At 47.3% G+C, this 17,392-nt stretch carries 19 protein-coding genes; 3 read left to right on the top strand and 16 right to left on the bottom strand.

Annotated features, from left to right (window positions below; all coding sequences use genetic code 11):
- Positions 1-24: 24 nt before the first annotated feature.
- The 6 genes from ACFQ3J_RS19905 to ACFQ3J_RS19880 form a co-directional block, all read right to left on the bottom strand.
- On the bottom strand, positions 25-1,341 hold the full coding sequence (locus ACFQ3J_RS19905; RefSeq protein WP_251583800.1) for an ABC transporter permease: 1,317 nt from the start codon (positions 1,339-1,341) through the stop codon (positions 25-27).
- Entirely contained in the window at positions 1,334-2,236 is a 903-nt protein-coding gene (locus tag ACFQ3J_RS19900) for an ABC transporter ATP-binding protein (RefSeq protein WP_091159587.1), read from the bottom strand. The genes ACFQ3J_RS19905 and ACFQ3J_RS19900 overlap by 8 nt, the downstream gene beginning before the upstream one ends.
- Positions 2,236-3,156, bottom strand: coding sequence for an ATP-binding cassette domain-containing protein (locus ACFQ3J_RS19895; protein WP_251583799.1), 921 nt, complete (start codon positions 3,154-3,156; stop codon positions 2,236-2,238). Before ACFQ3J_RS19895 ends, ACFQ3J_RS19900 begins: the two co-directional genes overlap by 1 nt.
- Positions 3,153-3,560 (bottom strand): GntR family transcriptional regulator, encoded by a 408-nt coding sequence (locus ACFQ3J_RS19890; RefSeq protein ID WP_251583798.1) that lies wholly within the window; start codon positions 3,558-3,560, stop codon positions 3,153-3,155. The genes ACFQ3J_RS19895 and ACFQ3J_RS19890 overlap by 4 nt, the downstream gene beginning before the upstream one ends.
- Before the next feature lie 74 nt (positions 3,561-3,634).
- On the bottom strand, positions 3,635-4,354 hold the full coding sequence (locus tag ACFQ3J_RS19885) for a hypothetical protein (protein WP_091159583.1): 720 nt from the start codon (positions 4,352-4,354) through the stop codon (positions 3,635-3,637).
- A gap of 161 nt (positions 4,355-4,515) precedes the next feature.
- Positions 4,516-5,403 carry a LysR family transcriptional regulator gene (locus ACFQ3J_RS19880; RefSeq protein ID WP_251583797.1) on the bottom strand — a complete coding sequence of 296 codons (888 nt, stop codon included), beginning with the start codon at positions 5,401-5,403 and terminating at the stop codon, positions 4,516-4,518.
- Positions 5,404-5,541: 138 nt separating this feature from the next.
- Between ACFQ3J_RS19880 and ACFQ3J_RS19875 the strand changes: the two genes are divergently transcribed.
- Positions 5,542-6,585: an aspartate-semialdehyde dehydrogenase gene (locus ACFQ3J_RS19875; RefSeq protein WP_251583796.1), complete on the top strand. Its 1,044-nt coding sequence runs from the start codon at positions 5,542-5,544 to the stop codon at positions 6,583-6,585.
- A 213-nt stretch (positions 6,586-6,798) separates the two neighbouring features.
- Here ACFQ3J_RS19875 and ACFQ3J_RS19870 read toward each other — a convergent pair whose 3' ends face one another.
- The 8 genes from ACFQ3J_RS19870 to ACFQ3J_RS19835 form a co-directional block, all read right to left on the bottom strand.
- A complete protein-coding gene (locus tag ACFQ3J_RS19870; protein ID WP_091159577.1) occupies positions 6,799-7,263 on the bottom strand; it encodes a DUF420 domain-containing protein in 465 nt (154 codons plus the stop codon).
- A gap of 76 nt (positions 7,264-7,339) precedes the next feature.
- On the bottom strand, positions 7,340-8,248 hold the full coding sequence (ctaG, locus tag ACFQ3J_RS19865) for a cytochrome c oxidase assembly factor CtaG (protein WP_251583795.1): 909 nt from the start codon (positions 8,246-8,248) through the stop codon (positions 7,340-7,342).
- Positions 8,249-8,349: 101 nt separating this feature from the next.
- Positions 8,350-8,676 carry a cytochrome C oxidase subunit IV family protein gene (locus ACFQ3J_RS19860; protein ID WP_091159574.1) on the bottom strand — a complete coding sequence of 109 codons (327 nt, stop codon included), beginning with the start codon at positions 8,674-8,676 and terminating at the stop codon, positions 8,350-8,352.
- A 3-nt stretch (positions 8,677-8,679) separates the two neighbouring features.
- Positions 8,680-9,306 (bottom strand): cytochrome (ubi)quinol oxidase subunit III, encoded by a 627-nt coding sequence (locus ACFQ3J_RS19855; protein WP_091159572.1) that lies wholly within the window; start codon positions 9,304-9,306, stop codon positions 8,680-8,682.
- Positions 9,303-11,153: a cytochrome c oxidase subunit I gene (gene ctaD / locus ACFQ3J_RS19850; protein WP_379293745.1), complete on the bottom strand. Its 1,851-nt coding sequence runs from the start codon at positions 11,151-11,153 to the stop codon at positions 9,303-9,305. The genes ACFQ3J_RS19855 and ctaD overlap by 4 nt, the downstream gene beginning before the upstream one ends.
- Positions 11,154-11,209: 56 nt before the next feature.
- A complete protein-coding gene (gene coxB, locus ACFQ3J_RS19845) occupies positions 11,210-12,274 on the bottom strand; it encodes a cytochrome c oxidase subunit II (protein WP_091159570.1) in 1,065 nt (354 codons plus the stop codon).
- A 516-nt stretch (positions 12,275-12,790) separates the two neighbouring features.
- The gene (gene map / locus ACFQ3J_RS19840) at positions 12,791-13,540 is read right to left on the bottom strand and encodes a type I methionyl aminopeptidase (protein WP_251583794.1); all 750 of its coding nucleotides are present in this window, start codon (positions 13,538-13,540) and stop codon (positions 12,791-12,793) included.
- A gap of 162 nt (positions 13,541-13,702) precedes the next feature.
- Entirely contained in the window at positions 13,703-13,891 is a 189-nt protein-coding gene (locus tag ACFQ3J_RS19835) for a hypothetical protein (protein WP_091159567.1), read from the bottom strand.
- Between the two features lie 506 nt (positions 13,892-14,397).
- On the opposite strand from ACFQ3J_RS19835, the gene ACFQ3J_RS19830 reads away from it, so the two are divergent.
- Both ACFQ3J_RS19830 and ACFQ3J_RS19825 read left to right on the top strand, forming a co-directional pair.
- Entirely contained in the window at positions 14,398-14,676 is a 279-nt protein-coding gene (locus tag ACFQ3J_RS19830) for a transposase (protein WP_251583793.1), read from the top strand.
- Between the two features lie 225 nt (positions 14,677-14,901).
- Positions 14,902-15,240, top strand: a complete 339-nt coding sequence (locus ACFQ3J_RS19825; protein ID WP_091159560.1) for a DUF4870 domain-containing protein — start codon at positions 14,902-14,904, stop codon at positions 15,238-15,240.
- Positions 15,241-15,421: 181 nt separating this feature from the next.
- On the opposite strand, the gene ACFQ3J_RS19820 is transcribed toward ACFQ3J_RS19825, so the two are convergent.
- Both ACFQ3J_RS19820 and ACFQ3J_RS19815 read right to left on the bottom strand, forming a co-directional pair.
- Positions 15,422-16,768, bottom strand: a complete 1,347-nt coding sequence (locus ACFQ3J_RS19820) for a nucleobase:cation symporter-2 family protein (RefSeq protein ID WP_251583792.1) — start codon at positions 16,766-16,768, stop codon at positions 15,422-15,424.
- A complete protein-coding gene (locus ACFQ3J_RS19815) occupies positions 16,768-17,355 on the bottom strand; it encodes a xanthine phosphoribosyltransferase (protein WP_251583791.1) in 588 nt (195 codons plus the stop codon). Before ACFQ3J_RS19815 ends, ACFQ3J_RS19820 begins: the two co-directional genes overlap by 1 nt.
- Between the last annotated feature and the right edge of the window lie 37 nt (positions 17,356-17,392).

The following is a 17,392-nucleotide window of genomic DNA, read 5'->3' as shown; positions in this document are numbered from 1 at the left end:
CTATGCCTTCTGCTTATGACACCACTAAATCTTATATGCCTTCATTGCTTTTCTAAGCTCCTTGATGCTTGGGCGTTTGCCGTACATCAGCACCCCGGTACGATAGATCTTGGCCGACAACCAGCCGAAGACCAGAATGGAGGCAACCAGCAGGATGAGCGATACCCAGATTTCCCATACCGCAATTTCTCCCATTCCAATACGCAGAATCATAACCGTAGGTGAAGTGAATGGAACGAAGCTTGAGATCTGAACCAGCAGGCTGTTCGGCGTTCCAAGGCTGAAGATTCCGATATAAAATGCGACTAGAGATAGCATCGTCATTGGCGTTAGCGCTTGACCCAGCTCCTCTGTACGGCTGACGATGGAACCGATCGCCGCGAACAGAACCGCGTACAGGAAGAAGCCAAGAATATAGAACAAGAATCCGTAGATCAGTACATCCAGATTCATGGCAGACAAGTCAATATCAATACTGCGAAGCAGCTCGATATTGTGTGGCAGCATCAGATTTCCGAAGATCACAAGCCCGAAGATTCCGATCTGAGTCAAGCTTAACAGGAAGATCCCGATGATTTTACCGAACATTTGGGTCAGCGGGGCTACACTCGTAATCAGAATTTCCATAATGCGCGAGCTCTTCTCTGCCGTAATTTCAGATGCAATCATGTTCCCGGTCATAATAATAGAGAAGAAGAACAGAATCATTAGAACATAGACGAATACATAATCGACAGCTGCACTCTCTGCATCCGCACCTGCTCCAGCACCAGCTGCAGTATCGTCTTCCACATTTACTTCCTGAATATCAACGACAGCCGGTACGCTAATCGCCTCAATCTGCTCAGGACTCAGCGCATCCTGCACGATCGATTTCGTCTTAGCATTTTGCAATCCGGTTTGAATGGTTGTCATTACTGCCGGGGACGGATTCGCATCTTCTGAATAATAGGTAGCCATTGGTGACGTACCGTCTCCTGCAGCATGCAGCTCAACATATCCCTCAATCACTTCATCCGCGAGGTCCGTCTTCAGTTCCGGCGCATCCGCCTGCTCATAGGATAGGAAGCGAAGAGCCGGAACCTGCTGACTGGCCACAAACTCCTCAAGTGCCTGAGCCGACTCCTGCTGTTCACCAACGACAAGTCCAATAGCCGGGATATCGGCTGGAGCATTCCCTCCACTACTGTCCCCATCATTACCTGAAAACATATCGATCACATAAGGGATATTCATCCCGATGGTCATCAGGATAGCTAGAACCAATGTCGTTATTTTAAAAGCCTTCGTCTTGGCCTTCTGCTTGTATGTAAAACCGATAATCGTCCCGAGTTTATTCATGTCCGGTTCCTACCTCCTTGATAAAGATTTGGTTTAGCGTAGGTTCTTTAATCTCAAAGTGCTCTACCGTCGATTCCTGAAGCGCCTTTTGCAGGATCAGCTGAGCCGCATCCGGGGATGCAATCGTGATCAGATATCCCTTCTCCATTTCTTCAACACGAGTTACGCCTGCCACGTTCTCAAGTCCAGTCACTCTATCCGTTGTTACAAGACGCACATGCTCGCGCGGATACCGTGATTTGACCTCCTGTATATTCCCCTGCACGACGGTGTTGGAACGATGAAGAATCGTAATATTCTTGCACAGCTCCTCTACATGCTCCATCCGGTGAGTTGAGAACAGAATCGAGGTCCCCTCGTCCCGAAGCTCCTTGACCGTCGCCTTGAGAAGCTCTACGTTAACCGGATCAAGTCCGCTGAACGCTTCATCCAGAATCAGAATTTGCGGACGGTGAACGACTGCTGCGATAAAGCCCATCTTCTGCTGATTCCCTTTGGACAACTCTTCTATCCGTTTATCGTAGTACTCAGGGACTTCAAACCGCTCCAGCCAGTACCGCAGGCTCTGATCTGCATCCTTCGCATTCATACCGCGCAGTCTGCCCAGATAGTTAATCTGTTCACTAACCTTGACCTTCGGATACATCCCTCTCTCTTCCGGGAGATAACCCATGATGTGCTGCAATTCAGGATTGTATTTCTTACCGTTGTACAGAATATCTCCGTCATCCGGATAGATCAGCCCCAGCACCATGCGCATGGTTGTTGTCTTGCCAGCACCGTTGGCGCCGAGCAACCCGTAAATCTCTCCCTCTGCTACGTTCAGCGTTACCCTGTTTACAGCTGTTTTGTCACCGTACTGCTTCACTACCTGGCTTAGTTCAAGTCGATTCATTATATTTCCTCCCCCTTTTTCGTTTCCCAGCCTGCTGGTCCGTATCCTTCGATCCAGTAAGCCAATATTTCATCCAGCTCGAGAATTCGGGTCTTCACCGGTGATATCCCCGTTTCCGCTAGAATCTCCAGTACATCGCTTGTATGCGTTGTAACAATTCTCCTCAGGCGACTGGTTTCCTCTGACCAATCCACAATGCCTGGCAGATGCCCTGGCTTTATATCACCCTCGTACCAGATTTCTCTCCAGCTATCCAGCAGCAGATCCTTCTCCACCATGCCGAGTGTCTGCCCTTTATGCATGAGAATAATATAGTCAGCGAGACGCCGAATTTCGTCCAGAATATGTGTCGCTATAATAACCGTCGTATTCCCTCGATCCATATAACGCTGAAGCTCTGCAATCATTAGCTTCCAGGAAAAAGGGTCCAGTCCTGAAGAAGGTTCATCCAGAATAAGCAGTCTAGGCTGTACTGCAAGCGCCGCTGCTAATTCATACTTCCTGCGCTCTCCCTTTGACATCTTCTTCAGCTTGGATTTACGAGGAACCTCGAATTTACTGAGCAGCTCTTCAAACAGGGCTTGATTCCAATCGGGGTACCAATAAGCTCGAAATTCAGCCGCTTCCATGGCCGTCATATGATCTTCATCCAGAATGGACTGCTCGGTTACTGAACTCATCTTCTCCCGTAATTCTGTCGGAAGCTCACCTTCTACTTCACTTCCATACCAGAGAATTCGTCCCGTATCGGGAAGGACCACCTTTTGCAGCATGTTAAGCAGGGTGCTCTTGCCCGAACCGTTATGTCCTACTAAGGCATAGATATAACCCTCTTCCAGCTCCAGGTTAATGGGGCCGATCGTCTTCTCTTTGCGGGACTTATACACCTCTTGCATCGATATTACCGGAGCTTCGGTCATGGCTGCTTCTCCTCCTTGTTATCGTAGAGCTCACTGAGGACCTCATTGAACCATGCGGTCATCTCTTCCTTCGTACTGCCAACAGAGATGCCCACCTTCGCCGCTTGGACAAGCGCATCCTTGACTGCTGTCAGCTTGAACTCATCCCGCTCCTTCATCCCGACTTCAGCTACGAAGGTACCGGTGCCTTGCTTCGTGCGGAGAAGTCCTTCATTCTCCAAATCCTGATACACTCTTCGCACCGTAATCACGCTGCAGCTAAGACTGCCCGCAAATTCACGAATAGACGGCAATAGTGTTCCCTCCTTAACCTGACCGGAAATAATCAGTGAACGTAACTGACTCTCAATCTGATGGTACAAGGGCTCCGCGCTGTTTTCATTAATTTGAATTGGTATATTCACAGGTGGCGCACCCCCTCAGCCTGTATAGATTCATTCATCATTGTTCTCATTTGTTCGTTCTCCGTCCTGCTTCCTTAACTCAAATCCCGTATTAACATTCGTCTGCGAGTCAACTTGAAGCTAATCGTGAGACTGGCTGCAGCGATGAGCAGTATTCCCCACATCATCGGCGATAATAAACCATAAGCAGCACTTTGCTGAAGTGTAATTTTAATCAAATTGTAGTCGAACATCGCAGCAACCAATGATACAAGCAGAGTGAAGAGCATTAGAGCCATCGTTTGAACAAAATATCGCTTGCCACTAACATTAAATTCCCAGTAGATGTAGATCGAGTTAATAAACAGCCCATACCCAATCCACATCATTGCAAAAGCCAGGACCCCGGATAGTCCAAATTCCTCTCCTCGAAGTGCCGCCACATAGATCAGGCTGAAGAATGCCGTCCCATTAATAACAAACGTAATCAGCATTTGAATGATTCGATTCAAGAGAATGGCGTCCGCCGGTACAGGTATCCGTCTCATATAAGCCAGCATCTGTGTATAGGAATCCTCCTGTAAATAACGAAAGGACCTTCTTGAGAAGAAAAAGCCTAAGAATGGGACGAAAATAAGGAAAAAGTTATCTCCCATTAACGTATAGCCTTTATCCTTCATAGCCTCATGCATGGAGGCGACGCACATGATTGCCGCATAAGCTGTGAACAAGAGAGTCCAGATCCAATGAGACCAATCACGTCCTAATTCCTTCCTCGTCATCCACCAAGCTTGCTTCCATACTCTCGTACTCATGCTGTATATCCCCCTCACCATTACAGGTGTGATTACTGTATATATCTTTATACACACTATACAAACTAAACTCATGCCAAGTCAACCTCTTTTATAGAAAAAAAGAAAAAGAATGTGCACGCCTCTCCCGTCACATTCTTTACATTTGTTTACGGCCAATATTACTCATCACTCACAAGCACAGCAAATTCCCTCAGCAGCACATCAACAAATGCTCTCTGCACTGGTGACTGCCACCTGCTTCCATGATAATAGGCCTGACTGTATATATTCGTTGGCATTTGGATCTCCCGGTAGATAAGCTGTCCTTTATCTTCTGCATCCTTCACGACCATATGCGGCAGTATAGCTATTCCCAGATGAGCCATAACGGATTGTTTAATGACCTCGATGCTCGAGCTCTCCAATGTGCGTTCAGGAGCGGCTCCATTTTCCATCAGAACCCCGTGAACCAGCTTACGGTAGCTGCACTCCGGCTCTGTATATATAAAAGGATATTGCTGCAGCAATTGATTGTAATTCTGGTCATTATGACCCTCAGGCAGGATCCAGCCAAATTCCTCCTGACGAAGCAATACGGTCCTCACCCCATCATATTCCAGCTGCTCTCCAATTCGAAAAACAATATCTGTCTCGCCTTCTCTCAGCCTTTGCAGCTCATTAACGCCAGATGAAGCTTCGATGGTGATGTTCACTTTCGGATAACGTTCTTTGAACTTCTTTAGGATCCCGGGCAGTAGATATACAGCAACCGACTCATTAGCTGTAATGCTCAGGCTTCCGGCTACTTCATGCTTCTCTCTGGATATCTCCTTCGCCTTCTCATATATGACAAGCAGCTCTATCGCATACTGGTAAAATCGTTCCCCCGGCTCAGTAAGAATCGTCTTCTTGCCAAGTCGGTCAAACAGACGCAGATCCAAATCATGCTCCAGGGACTGAATATGCATCGTAACGGTGGATTGCGCATAACTAAGCGCTTCTGCCGCTTTGGAGAAGCCACCATGCTTGACCACGGCACAAAATGTTTTGACATGCTTGATATCCATAGTGGTGCTCCTTATCTATCGAGCTTTACGATGATTATTCATCCTTTACGAACAACCTTATCGGATCTTCTGATGATCATTATACCATCCGCTGTATTACAATGAATGAAATCAAGAGATGAGGAGGACCACTTATCCATGAAAAAAACCGAGTATCATGTAGCCATCGTCGGCGCAACCGGAGCTGTCGGAACCAAAATTAAAGAACTGCTTGAACAAGACATACATTTTGCAATCAGCCAATTGAAGCTGCTCTCCTCTCGGAGATCTGCAGGCAAACTTGTTTCATTTCGTGGGGAAGAACTTCAATGCGAGGAGCTGACAGAGTCCAGTTTTGAAGATGTCGATATTGCCTTCTTTAGTGCAGGTGGTGAGGTGTCGCGAGTATTTGTGCCTATTGCGGTTAGAAGCGGAGCGATCGTTATCGATAATACAAGTGAATTCCGTATGCATAAGGAAGTTCCGTTAGTTGTTCCCGAGGTCAATCCGCATGTACTGAAGACCCACCGAGGCATCGTATCCGTGCCGAACTGCTCAGCCTTGCAGATGGTAACTGCTCTTGCACCCATTGCTCGTAATTACGGTCTCGAACGCATTATCGTTTCCACCTATCAGGCCGTTTCCGGTTCAGGCGTCGGGGCAATAACGGAGCTGCTGTCACAAGCCCAAGCCTCTCTCCATGGAGAGCCTGTTGAAGCCAACCTCCTGCCTGCTAAGAAGGATCAGAAGCATTATCCAATTGCATTTAATGTTCTGCCCCAAGTCGATGTATTTACGGACAATGACTACAGCTTCGAAGAGCAGAAGATGATGGATGAGACGAAAAAAATCATGGAGCTGCCCTTCTTAAAAATGGCTGCAACCTGCGTCCGCGTTCCTGTCGTCACCGGCCACTCGGAGTCTGTATACATTGAACTTGCAGCTCCTGCGTCTGTGAGCGAACTGCGTGAGCTCTTGTCCCAATCACCGGGTGTTGTCGTACAGGATAACCCTGCAGAGCAGCTGTATCCCACACCATTACAAGCGGCTGGAAGCCCCGATGTATTCGTCGGCCGAATCCGCAAGGACCCCGATATATCTAATGGATTTCATCTGTGGATTGTTTCTGATAACCTGCTGAAGGGGGCTGCGTGGAATTCACTTCAAATCGCCCACAGTTTGATGGATCAGGATTTTGTATAATTGCATGCACTTCGCATTTTATGCGATAAGTATTTTCTCCATAAAACAATGTTGATTTTGGCATGATCCATACTTCTAACTTCTTAATATCCGACTATAGAAAAAGCATACCAACAGCGTCTTTACGTTATTGGTATGCTGTTCTATCACAAGTATAAGTTTAACCTGATAAATACTATAAGATATGAATATTTAATCTAGTTAATTTCTTCATTAAGCACCTATAATGACTTCCCACACAGGCTTCGTATGACCGCCCGGATACATCACATAGAGCAGCGTATAGACGACAACTCCGGTAATGGCTGTAAAAAACCAGACCACCGAGGTCACTCTCCCCAGCTTACGATGCTTCGCATATTTCTCCTTGAAGCCCCAGACAAGGGTTGTGATCCCGAATACAGCAGCCACTGTGGCTAAAATAATATGAAAAATCAAAAATACATGATAGAACAGCTTCAAATCATCTGGCCCACCCCAAGAGGTGTTACCAACAATAAAGGTACGGGATGAATAGATGATAAAAAACAGGATCGCTGCCCATGCCCCGGCAATCATCATGTTCTTATGTGCGTGCCTTCTTCCCTTTACGATGAGATACCAGCCAATCCCTACCAGCACCGCGCTGATGACTATAAAGGCGGTGCTTAGTGTTGGCAGTATGAAATCTAAGTCCATGTCTCTTCCCCCTCGAGTCTTCACCTGCTTGTCGTCGTTACTTAAATGCTCAGTGATCAATCTGCCCTATATACCTTTATACTTCAGTCCTGCCAGATACTTGTAAAGGAATATTCTCGTCATCCTCCTGACTTTCCTTCCGATACCATTGAAAGAACACATACGCCAGCATGACGCCGAATATCAGCTCTTGAATCATCTTCATTACAATGCCGCCGACCTGCTGATCCTGCTGTGCTGTCGATAGAAAATTAAAGAACGAAGGTCCTCCGAGACCCTGCAGACGAAGCTGCGTTTCTGGTGATACGCAGTATCCCATCGCGGCCACCCAAGCATTTGGATTGCTGTAGGTCTCATAGATGGATTCGGAGGCGAAGATGATCAGTCCACAAGCAGGTGTAAGCAGCACCATGTTGAGGAAGATATAGCCGATCTTGTGTAATCCCGACCCCCTGTCCCGCTCCGGTATCGGATGCACGAGCGATCCCCACATTAGCATGGCTGTGACGAACAAAACGACATAATACAGCCGGTGCACAGCGAAATTCAGCATGACATAATCATGGATCACCGGAATGTGGTAGAAGGAGAATAATCCATTAAACAGCAGTGCCGCCACAATCGGATTCGCGAGAAAAGAAAACCACCGGACAGGACGATAATCCAGCAATTTACGCCAGACCCATGCCGGAATTCCTCTCATAATTAGAGGTGGTGCTGCAATATAGGATAACGCCATGCTTAGCATATGGAAAGTAAACATCGTATGACCAAACAAGCTTATTGGGCCGCCCTGCGCCATATACAAGATGAACATCCCGCATAGAAACATCACTTGTTGCTGTGTCGTTGCCTTCTCGCTTAGCTTTGCCTTCTCGGCCATCGGGCCGATAACAACAAAGTATAGTGCTGTCATCATAATCATAATAGCCAAGAACAGCGGGCTCCACAGATCATTAAAGCTGAAATATTGTAGACCGAGCATGCTTCTCCTCCCCTTGCCTTACTCCGCGTAGAAGAATGGTAATGATTGGCTTTACGAAAATTCGAAAAGGCGGCGAAAGATTCGCCGCCTTCTTGCCTTACTTACCACCACATCCACAATAAGGCGGTAATAATGGCCGTAAAGGCCACGAAGAATCCGAATGCCATAAAGATGAGCGGGATCAGATGCCCTTTATCCTTCATATGCATCCAATATGCCATCTGAATAATGACCTGAAGCACAGCCATGACCAGCAAAATAATAATTGTAAATGTGTTATTCACGCCGCCAGCGGCCACTGCAGCAAATGCAATTAAAGTAAGCGCGATAGAGAAGATAAAGGCAACAATATGCTTCTCCGGCCCCTCCGGACGATGGCGATGCTTAACACCCTCCGAGCCCGAGCTTGATTGACCATTACCCGCCATGGATTAAACCACCTTCCCAAGCAGATACACGACCGTAAAGATGAAGACCCAGACCACATCGATAAAGTGCCAGTAGATGGCTGACACGTAAATCTTCGGTGCAGTTACGACCGTTAATCCTTTTTTGTACAGCTGTCCAATGAGAAGTCCGATCCAGCCTAGACCAAAGGCAACGTGCGCCCCGTGAAAGCCGACCAGCGTGTAGAATGCCGAACTGAACGCGCTCGTTGTCATGCCAAATTCCTTATGAACCACATATTCATAGAACTCATAAATTTCGATACCAAGAAAGACAAGTCCGAGCAGAATGGTAACGCCGAGCCAGCTAATGAGCGCCTTAACGTTATGCTTATGCATCGCCTGAATCGCAAATACGCTCGTCAAACTGCTCACCAGCAGAGTGAAGGTTGCCGCTGCAACCAAAGGAAGATGAAACAGATCATTTGCCGTCGGTCCATCCAATGTCTGGTTGCGAAGCGCCAGGAAGGTCGCGAATAACGTACCGAACAGAACCGCTTCCCCACCCATGAACAGCCAAAAGCCGAGTATCTTGTTGCGGCCCTCGAGCGTTGCTTTTTCCGGTTCATGAGGCAGCTGACCATTTACAGTTTCTGCGTGTGGGTTTGTCATGCTTTTGCCCCCTTATCTTCCAGTTCCTCAGGCTCAATATGCCATCCATGGTCATCATAGAGTGAGCGGACAATCATACAACCAAAGGTGATCCCCAGACCAATAATGACGACAATATAGTTATTGAACATAAAATTCATAATTCCATTACCGAAATCATCATTCGTAAACATCAGACCGAGACCCGCGATGAAGATACCGACGGACATAAGGAACGGTAATATTGTCGCTGAAGGCATATGAATCGGTCCCACCGGTTCTGCCGGAGTCATCTCTGAATGACCTGCCATCTTCTCTTTCCAGTAGGCATCAATCCCGCGTACGAGCGGAGTCTGTTTAAAGTTGTATTCCGGCGGAGGAGAAGGAATGCTCCATTCCAGTGTTCGTCCATCCTCCCAAGGATCATTCCCAGCATCGGCTGGCTTGAGCGAAGTCTTAACAATATTGACCAGGAACAATATCACGCCTACACCCATCATGAGTGCACCAACGGTACTGATCAGGTTCAGCATGTCAAAGCCTTGATTCGGTGCATAGGTTGCAACCCGGCGCTGCATCCCCATCAGACCGAGGAAGTGCTGAACGAAGAACGTGAGATGGAAGCCGATAATGAAGATCCAGAATGTGATCTTGCCGAGTCCCTCAGCAAGTACCCGTCCGAACATCTTCGGCCACCAGTAGTGCAGACCGGAGAACAGGCCGAGTACAAGTCCACCCACAATGACATAGTGAAAATGCGCTACAACGAAATATGTATCATGGAATTGAAAATCTGCAGGTGCAGAGGCCAGCATGACGCCGGTTACCCCACCCATAACGAAGGTAGGTACAAAGCCAATAGCGTACATATTCGCTGCTGTGAACCGGATCTGTCCGCCCCACATCGTAAACAGCCAGTTAAATATTTTGATTCCTGTAGGCACCGCAATCAGCATTGTCGAGATCGAGAACAGGGCATTCGCTACTGTCCCCATCCCTGTGGTGAACATATGATGCGCCCATACCATGAAGCCAAGGAACGCAATTAGAATTGTCGCAAATACCATGGAGCTGTAGCCGAACAATCTCTTTCTGGAGAAGGTCGGAATGACTTCGGAAATGATACCGAATGCCGGCAGAATCAGGATATATACTTCAGGGTGACCGAAGATCCAGAAAATATGCTGCCATAATACCGGGTTACCTCCGCCTGCAACATCGAAGAAGTTAGCTCCGAGAATACGGTCAAAGGTTAATAGAACAAGACCCACCGTAATGGCTGGGAAGGCAAACAGGATAATTGCAGATGTTATAAATGTCGTCCAGGCAAACATCGGCATTCTCATAAATGACATCCCCGGTGCACGCATCGTAATAATGGTGGCAAGGAAGTTGATTCCCCCGATCAGCGTACCAAGACCAGCAATCTGGAGGCCGATGGTGTAGAAATCAACACCGTGCGTGCCGCTGTACTCCGTGCTTGCGAGCGGAACATAGGAGGTCCAGCCTGCGTCCGGAGCACCGCCCATGACCCAGCTCAGATTAAGAAGCAATCCCCCGAACAGAAACGTCCAGAAGCCGAGCGAGTTCAGGAATGGAAACGCAACGTCCCTTGCCCCAATCTGCAGCGGAAGCACTGCATTCATCAGTGCGAATATGATCGGCATAACGCCGAGGAAGATCATTGTCGTCCCATGCATCGTAATCATTTCATTAAATGTCTGGGTAGACAGCATTCCATTATAGGGAATGATCAGTTGAAGACGAATCAGAATGGCTTCAATCCCGCCGATTCCGAAGAACAAGCCGCCTGCTGTCAAGTAAAGAATCGCGATTTTTTTATGGTCAACGGTAGTCAGCCAATCCATAATACCTGTATACCGTTTAACCGTATGAGCGTGAGCCAAGTTCAAGTACCTCCTTCTCAATCCGCACTGTTCGTTTCATAATCCAGCTTATAATCAGCCAAATACTCGGCTATAGCATCGACCTCTTCGGTGGTGAGACCGAGCTCTGCCGGAGACGGCATCTCATTGCCCGGTTTGATTGCCTGCGGATCATGAAGCCATTCTTTGAGGTTCTCCTCTACAGGTGCTCCCTCCTGACCTTCACGTTCATTCAGAAGCATGCTGGCAATGGATTCCCTGCCGCCGATCCCTGTAAGATTCGGACCCAGAGGACCACCTTGATCGCCCACTGCATGACAGCTAAGGCAGGCAGACTTAAATTTCTCGGCAAGCTGCTCATCTTCAGGCAGAACAGCCGGCGCCTGCATCGCGGTCACCCAATTATCAAATTCTTCTTGGCTGACAGCCTTAACCTTGAACTCCATATATGCATGGGAGGGTCCGCACAGCTCAGCGCACTTCCCGCGGTAAACGCCTTCATTCGGTGCAGAAAAATGGAATTTGTTCAGGGTTCCGTCAAAGTTCGTGTCAATCTTGCCTGCCAGGGACGGTACCCAGAAGGAGTGAATTACATCATTACTTTCAAGTACAAATGAAATCGTCTTATCGGTTGGAATAATGAGGTCTTGTGCGGTCGTCACACCGAGATCAGGGTAGCTGAATTCCCACCAGTACTGGTGAGCGGTCACTTTAACCTGAAGGGCGTTTTCGTCTTTGGTGTAGTCCTTGCCTAATGCGGAGAGCTGCTGAACGGTCGGAACAGCCAGTATAATGACAAGCACGAGAGGAATAACGGTCCATATAATTTCCAGCTTGTGATTACCTTCCACCTGTTCAGGAATTTCATTCTGTCCTGGCTTCCGCCGGAACTTGATCAATACAAAGGCCGCAATCGCAAACACCACAAGGAGCACGACGACCATGATCGTTATGGCAAGCTTCATTAAATCTAGCTGCCCCTGTGCTACGGGACCCTGCGGTCTCAATACAGACAAATCCTCACGGCCGCAAGCGGACAATAACAATGAGAATGCTGCCAGCAATAGGAGGATTCTTTTTCCGTGCCGCCACCTTTTCATCACCTATCTACCCCACTTTTCCCAATTTCGCTGATTACCATCCGGTTCCAAAAAGCGAGTATTCTACCTGCTCTAGCACCTTTGTTGTAATCCTGTAAATTAATACAATCACTTATTAAATATAAGTCGCCCCCCTGTTTTTGTCAATCTTTAGACATATGTTCACAAATTGTTCAAAAAGTCTAAGAACCCGCGTCATTATTATGTTTGTTAACGATTACACGACTAAATTGTTGGGAGTTATCTCATTGTTTTCTTCCAAATTACGGATAATACGGGAGGTTTCGAGCAAGTTTGGCAATCTGCTTTTTTATGTATTTTAGTGCAAATAAATTACTGACAACTCTAGCAATCCATTTATAGAATGCATCTCTCTTTTTTGCCACCTCAGCACATGAAATCCCATCTCATTTCTAATTCCATCCATCATTTACCACAAAAGAAAACCCGTTCCTCTACAGAAGCGGGTTTCTAAGAAGCAGAAGCTATCTTGCCATGACAGGATAAGCGATGTGTCGCTCAGTCGGTCAACAGAAGCGGACCATCCTTCGTAATTGCCACGGTATGCTCATACTGGGCCCCGATACTGCCATCTGCAGATCGAATTGTCCAGCCGTCGTCCTCCCAGTGCACGGCACCCGTCGGTCCCATGGTCAGAACAGGCTCTACCGTGATCACCATCCCCTCTTCAAGCCGGATGCCTTGACCTGGCTTGCCATAAGGAAAAATATCAGGCTGCTCATGGATGATGCGTCCAATCCCATGCCCGACGAGCGGCTTAACAATCCCATAGCGCCAAGGCTTCACGCATTTTTCGATGGCATAACCGATGTCGCCTACGGTCTTACCCGGCATTGCTGCAGCAATCCCTCGGTGCATTGCTTTTTCCGTCCGTTTCAGAAATCTCGCTGTCTTGGAATCCGTCTTCCCTACCGCATAAGTCCAGGCGGAGTCTGCAAGCCAGCCATCCTTGTTGACCACCATATCAATTGTCACTACATCTCCATTCACTAGTGCCTTATTGGAAGGGAAGCCGTGACATACAACTTCATTCACTGAAGCGCATATCGCATAGGGATAGCCTTTATATCCCTTCTGTTCCGGCGTTGCACCCTGTTCGGCAAGGAAACCCTCTACAAAGTTATCGATTGCTTTGGTCGTTATTCCTGGCGTAAGCATGGATTCGATCTTTCGATGGCAAGCTTTAAGTATCCTCCCTGCCTCCCGCATGTACCCGATTTCCTCTTTCGACTTCAGGATCACAGACATCTACAGGTCAGCCCCTTCCCGCTGTGGCGCTAACACCATGTATATGCATAATAGAGCACAAAAAAAACCGCCTCTCCTGCATTCCATTCACAGGCGGGCGGTTCTATTCAAATAAGAACAGTATATTCAGATGCTTGATTACAGTAGTGACTTAAAGAAGAATCAGGAGACTGAGGAATCCAGTCTTGTCAGTTCACGCTCGACAACGAGTGTAAGCTCCTCTTCATACCCTCCTGTTATCCGGTATTTTTTCACATACTCCTTCACGAATTTTTTAGGATCCTTCGGCCTGAAAATCCGAGTCATTTCTCGTAAACTTTCTTTGACCTCATTATGACCTTTTGTTGCCATGATAACTCCCTCCCAAAACGTTCAAAAGTAAATGCTCCGTTTAGAGAATCCGTAGAAAAAAAGATCTAAGTGATACCATGAAGAAGTGTGTGCAGCTATAATTAGCTTCAGGCCGGGAAACCCTGACTTAAACAGGTACCTGTCATTTTGAATACCCGAAATGATTCTTTTTGAACCACACTTCTATTGTATCATATTCAAAGCATGCGTACAGCTTTCCAGAAATATCAATTTTGTAAAATCAGAATCAAATTCAAAACACTTTCGATGATGAATATGATTCATCCATATAATTTATCGGCAGAGGTTTAGCCCGGCTTTAGTCCTTTTTGCGAGTACCAATCGTTTACATTACCTTTATTATGCCGTAAACACGGATAGTTATACGCTGAAACGGATAACCTAACTTACTGAAGTTAGAGCTTAAGCAATTTATACAATGGTTGCTGTACTCCCTAAGATCCATTGATTTCTTTCACTAAAATAAGTTCAAGGAGGCTCAAGATATGAGCAGTAAGGATAAGGACATGCTCCCGATAACGCGGGAAAAAGTCGAGGTAGACGGTGTATATACCAATGAACGGGGGCTGACAGAGCATCTGTACAGAGGACAGCATTTTCCGCCGGACCCGGTACACGGAGCCACAGAATGGGAGCTGACGGAGTTTGCTTTTGAGAACCATCATGAAGGCAGAACGGATGAGCGCCTGGTTCCTAAAGAGGATGACGAGAATAAAAAAGGCAAAATCACAAGCCCAAGACGCCAATTTCAAGGCGGGAGCTGACGGTACTCTGCTTAATTGCTGCTTAATTGCTGCTAAACTACTCCTAACTACTGCTTAACCGATTGCAGTTAACGCACAGATCCCGTTCCAGCAAAATATTCACAGCATACCTATCACTGTTCCTTCACGAGGAAGAGTGATTTTTTTATTTAGATAGGTTGTTCAAATCCGGACATCTTCCTCATATGATGCTTAAGAGAGCTGGACAAAAGGAGGAAGAACTTGATGTCCCCATTTAAATCATCGACCGGTCTAGATGAGAATATTGCAGGTGCGCTGTGCTACTTCTTCGGTTTTATCGGAGCCATATTGCTGCTTGCGCTTGAGAAGCGAAGCCGCTTCGTTATGTTTCATGCCCTTCAATCCTTGTTTGCCTTCGGAGCTATTGTCGTTGGTCACGTGCTCAGTGGCTTAATCCCTTTGCTTGGTCCCCTGCTCGCTTCGCTGCTATCTCTTCTCGGTGTGGCAATATGGGTTATTATGCTCGCGGCAACACTGCAGGGTAAATGGCTCAAGCTGCCTGTGGTAGGCGACCTTGCGGAGAAGCAAATGCGTAAGCTCTGAGACTCCACACACACTTAAAAGCCGCACCTGCTTGCTACACCTACGGTGTTTGATTTGATTACTCTTCTAGGGTGTTGTGCTGCAGGTACCGGGTCACCTACACAACTTCTCAGCATACAATAAGCCGCTGATTCCCCTAGACAGGAAAACCAGCGGCTTATTTATTTTTTATATGAGAATATTAGACCAATTCATTCGCCCTGCTCGGCTCAGCCTTCTTCTGCGGTTTAGGACCTAATCCATTAAAGATCAGATTCAGCAAGATTGCTGTAAAGCTGCCGACTACGATTCCGTTATTTAGCAGAATACCGATCTCGGAAGGAAGCTGTGAGAACAGGTTCGGCACAACTGTAACTCCGAGACCCATCCCTACGGACACCGCGATGATCAGCAGGTTCTCGTAACGATTAAAGTCTACCTGATCAGCAAGCATCCGGATACCTGAGGATACAACCATTCCAAATAAGGCTACGGTAGCGCCGCCAAGCACGGATGGAGGAATCATTTGAGCCGTTGCTGCAATCTTCGGTACAAATCCAATCAGAATGAGCAGCAGACCAGCAACTGCAATGACATCCCGTGTCTTCACACGACTCATTTGCAGCAGACCTACGTTCTGAGAGTATGTTGTATAGGGGAAGGAGTTAAAGATCCCCCCAAGCACAATAGCAAGCCCTTCTGCTCTGTATCCTCTTGACAGGTCCTTGGAGTCGATCTCTTTGTCGAGAATTTTACCCAGAGCCATAAATACCCCTGTCGATTCTGCGATACTAACGATCGCAACAAGGATCATCGTCAGGATAGCAGACAAGTTAAAGGTAGGCTGTCCGAAATGGAACGGCTCCGGTGCACGGAACCAGCTTGCTTCAAGCATAGGAGACAAGTCGACTTTACCAAAGAACAGTCCCGCAATAAACGTCCCGACAACAAGACCAAGCAGGATCGAAATCGATTGGATAAATCCCTTGGTCAAACGGTTTAATATAATAATGAATAACAGTACACCGAAGCCCAACATGAGGTTCACAGGATCACCGAAATCCGCTGCTCCGTTACCTCCGCCAAGATCATTTAACGCTACGGGAATGAGCGTCAGTCCAATGATGGTAACGACCGAGCCTGTAACGACAGGCGGGAAGAAACGAATCAGCTTGCCGAACAGACCGCCAAAGATCATGACGAATAGACCAGAAGCAATAATGGCCCCATAAATGGCGCTAATACCATATTGATTACCGATCAGTATCATCGGAGAAACCGCCTGGAAGGCACAGCCAAGCATAACCGGAAGACCGATACCGAAGTATTTCCCGCCCCATACTTGGAGCAGTGTAGCCAGGCCGCAGGCCAGCAGGTCAATCGCAATCAGATACGTGATTTGATCCGGCGGCAGATTCAGACCGCTCGGTCCTCCGACGATCAGCGGAACGATGACCGCTCCCGCATACATGGCGAGGACGTGCTGAATGCCGAGTGAAAATGTTTTTAAAGGGTGACGATTGCGGTTAAATATGCGTTCACGTGACATTAGATTCCATCCTCTTCATCTGCAAATGTAACTTGTCCATTCTCAAGTGATGCAATTCGCACCAGTGATTCAACACGGTAGCCTTGTTCTTGAAGCAGACGGCCGCCAGGCTGGAATGCTTTTTCAATGACGATACCAATGCCGACGACCTCGGCACCTGCCTGCTCTACAATCCGCGCAAGACCAAAAGCCGCTTCCCCATTGGCAAGAAAATCATCAATAATCAGTACGCGGTCCCCCGGCTTCATAAACTTCTTAGCCACGGTAATTTCGTTGGACTCCTGCTTGGTGAAGGAATACACCTTCTCAACAAAAATATCATCACGCAGTGTCAAAGACTTCTGTTTACGGGCAAAGATCAGCGGAGCTTCCAGCTCAAGTGCTGTCATAATCCCTGGCGCAATCCCGGAGGATTCAATAGTGAGCACACGGTTAATGTCCTCTCCCTCAAACCTTCTTACAAACTCGCGGCCCACTGCCTTCATTAGAACCGGGTCCATCTGATGGTTCAGGAATGAATCCACCTTGAGTACCTGATCTGACAACACAATTCCTTCATTCAACACTTTTTCCTTAAGCAGCTTCAAGTGGTATCTCTCCTCCTGTATCGATATTCCTTAATTA

This window comes from Paenibacillus provencensis (assembly GCF_042678545.1).
Lineage (GTDB): Bacteria > Bacillota > Bacilli > Paenibacillales > Paenibacillaceae > Paenibacillus > Paenibacillus provencensis.
This window is presented reverse-complemented; position numbering and strand designations above follow the sequence as displayed.

What these genes read in the sequence shown, in the direction of transcription:
- ACFQ3J_RS19825 (WP_091159560.1), top strand. Translation starts at nt 14,902, where the DNA reads ATGTCCCCATTTAAATCATCGACCGGTCTAGATGAGAATATTGCAGGT.
- ACFQ3J_RS19895 (WP_251583799.1), bottom strand. Translation starts at nt 3,156, where the DNA reads ATGACCGAAGCTCCGGTAATATCGATGCAAGAGGTGTATAAGTCCCGC.
- ACFQ3J_RS19860 (WP_091159574.1), bottom strand. Translation starts at nt 8,676, where the DNA reads ATGGCGGGTAATGGTCAATCAAGCTCGGGCTCGGAGGGTGTTAAGCAT.
- ctaG (WP_251583795.1), bottom strand. Translation starts at nt 8,248, where the DNA reads ATGCTCGGTCTACAATATTTCAGCTTTAATGATCTGTGGAGCCCGCTG.
- ACFQ3J_RS19870 (WP_091159577.1), bottom strand. Translation starts at nt 7,263, where the DNA reads ATGGACTTAGATTTCATACTGCCAACACTAAGCACCGCCTTTATAGTC.
- ACFQ3J_RS19880 (WP_251583797.1), bottom strand. Translation starts at nt 5,403, where the DNA reads ATGGATATCAAGCATGTCAAAACATTTTGTGCCGTGGTCAAGCATGGT.
- ACFQ3J_RS19900 (WP_091159587.1), bottom strand. Translation starts at nt 2,236, where the DNA reads ATGAATCGACTTGAACTAAGCCAGGTAGTGAAGCAGTACGGTGACAAA.
- ctaD (WP_379293745.1), bottom strand. Translation starts at nt 11,153, where the DNA reads ATGGATTGGCTGACTACCGTTGACCATAAAAAAATCGCGATTCTTTAC.
- ACFQ3J_RS19875 (WP_251583796.1), top strand. Translation starts at nt 5,542, where the DNA reads ATGAAAAAAACCGAGTATCATGTAGCCATCGTCGGCGCAACCGGAGCT.
- ACFQ3J_RS19835 (WP_091159567.1), bottom strand. Translation starts at nt 13,891, where the DNA reads ATGGCAACAAAAGGTCATAATGAGGTCAAAGAAAGTTTACGAGAAATG.
- ACFQ3J_RS19830 (WP_251583793.1), top strand. Translation starts at nt 14,398, where the DNA reads ATGAGCAGTAAGGATAAGGACATGCTCCCGATAACGCGGGAAAAAGTC.
- map (WP_251583794.1), bottom strand. Translation starts at nt 13,540, where the DNA reads ATGTCTGTGATCCTGAAGTCGAAAGAGGAAATCGGGTACATGCGGGAG.
- ACFQ3J_RS19855 (WP_091159572.1), bottom strand. Translation starts at nt 9,306, where the DNA reads ATGACAAACCCACACGCAGAAACTGTAAATGGTCAGCTGCCTCATGAA.
- ACFQ3J_RS19820 (WP_251583792.1), bottom strand. Translation starts at nt 16,768, where the DNA reads ATGTCACGTGAACGCATATTTAACCGCAATCGTCACCCTTTAAAAACA.
- ACFQ3J_RS19905 (WP_251583800.1), bottom strand. Translation starts at nt 1,341, where the DNA reads ATGAATAAACTCGGGACGATTATCGGTTTTACATACAAGCAGAAGGCC.
- ACFQ3J_RS19885 (WP_091159583.1), bottom strand. Translation starts at nt 4,354, where the DNA reads ATGAGTACGAGAGTATGGAAGCAAGCTTGGTGGATGACGAGGAAGGAA.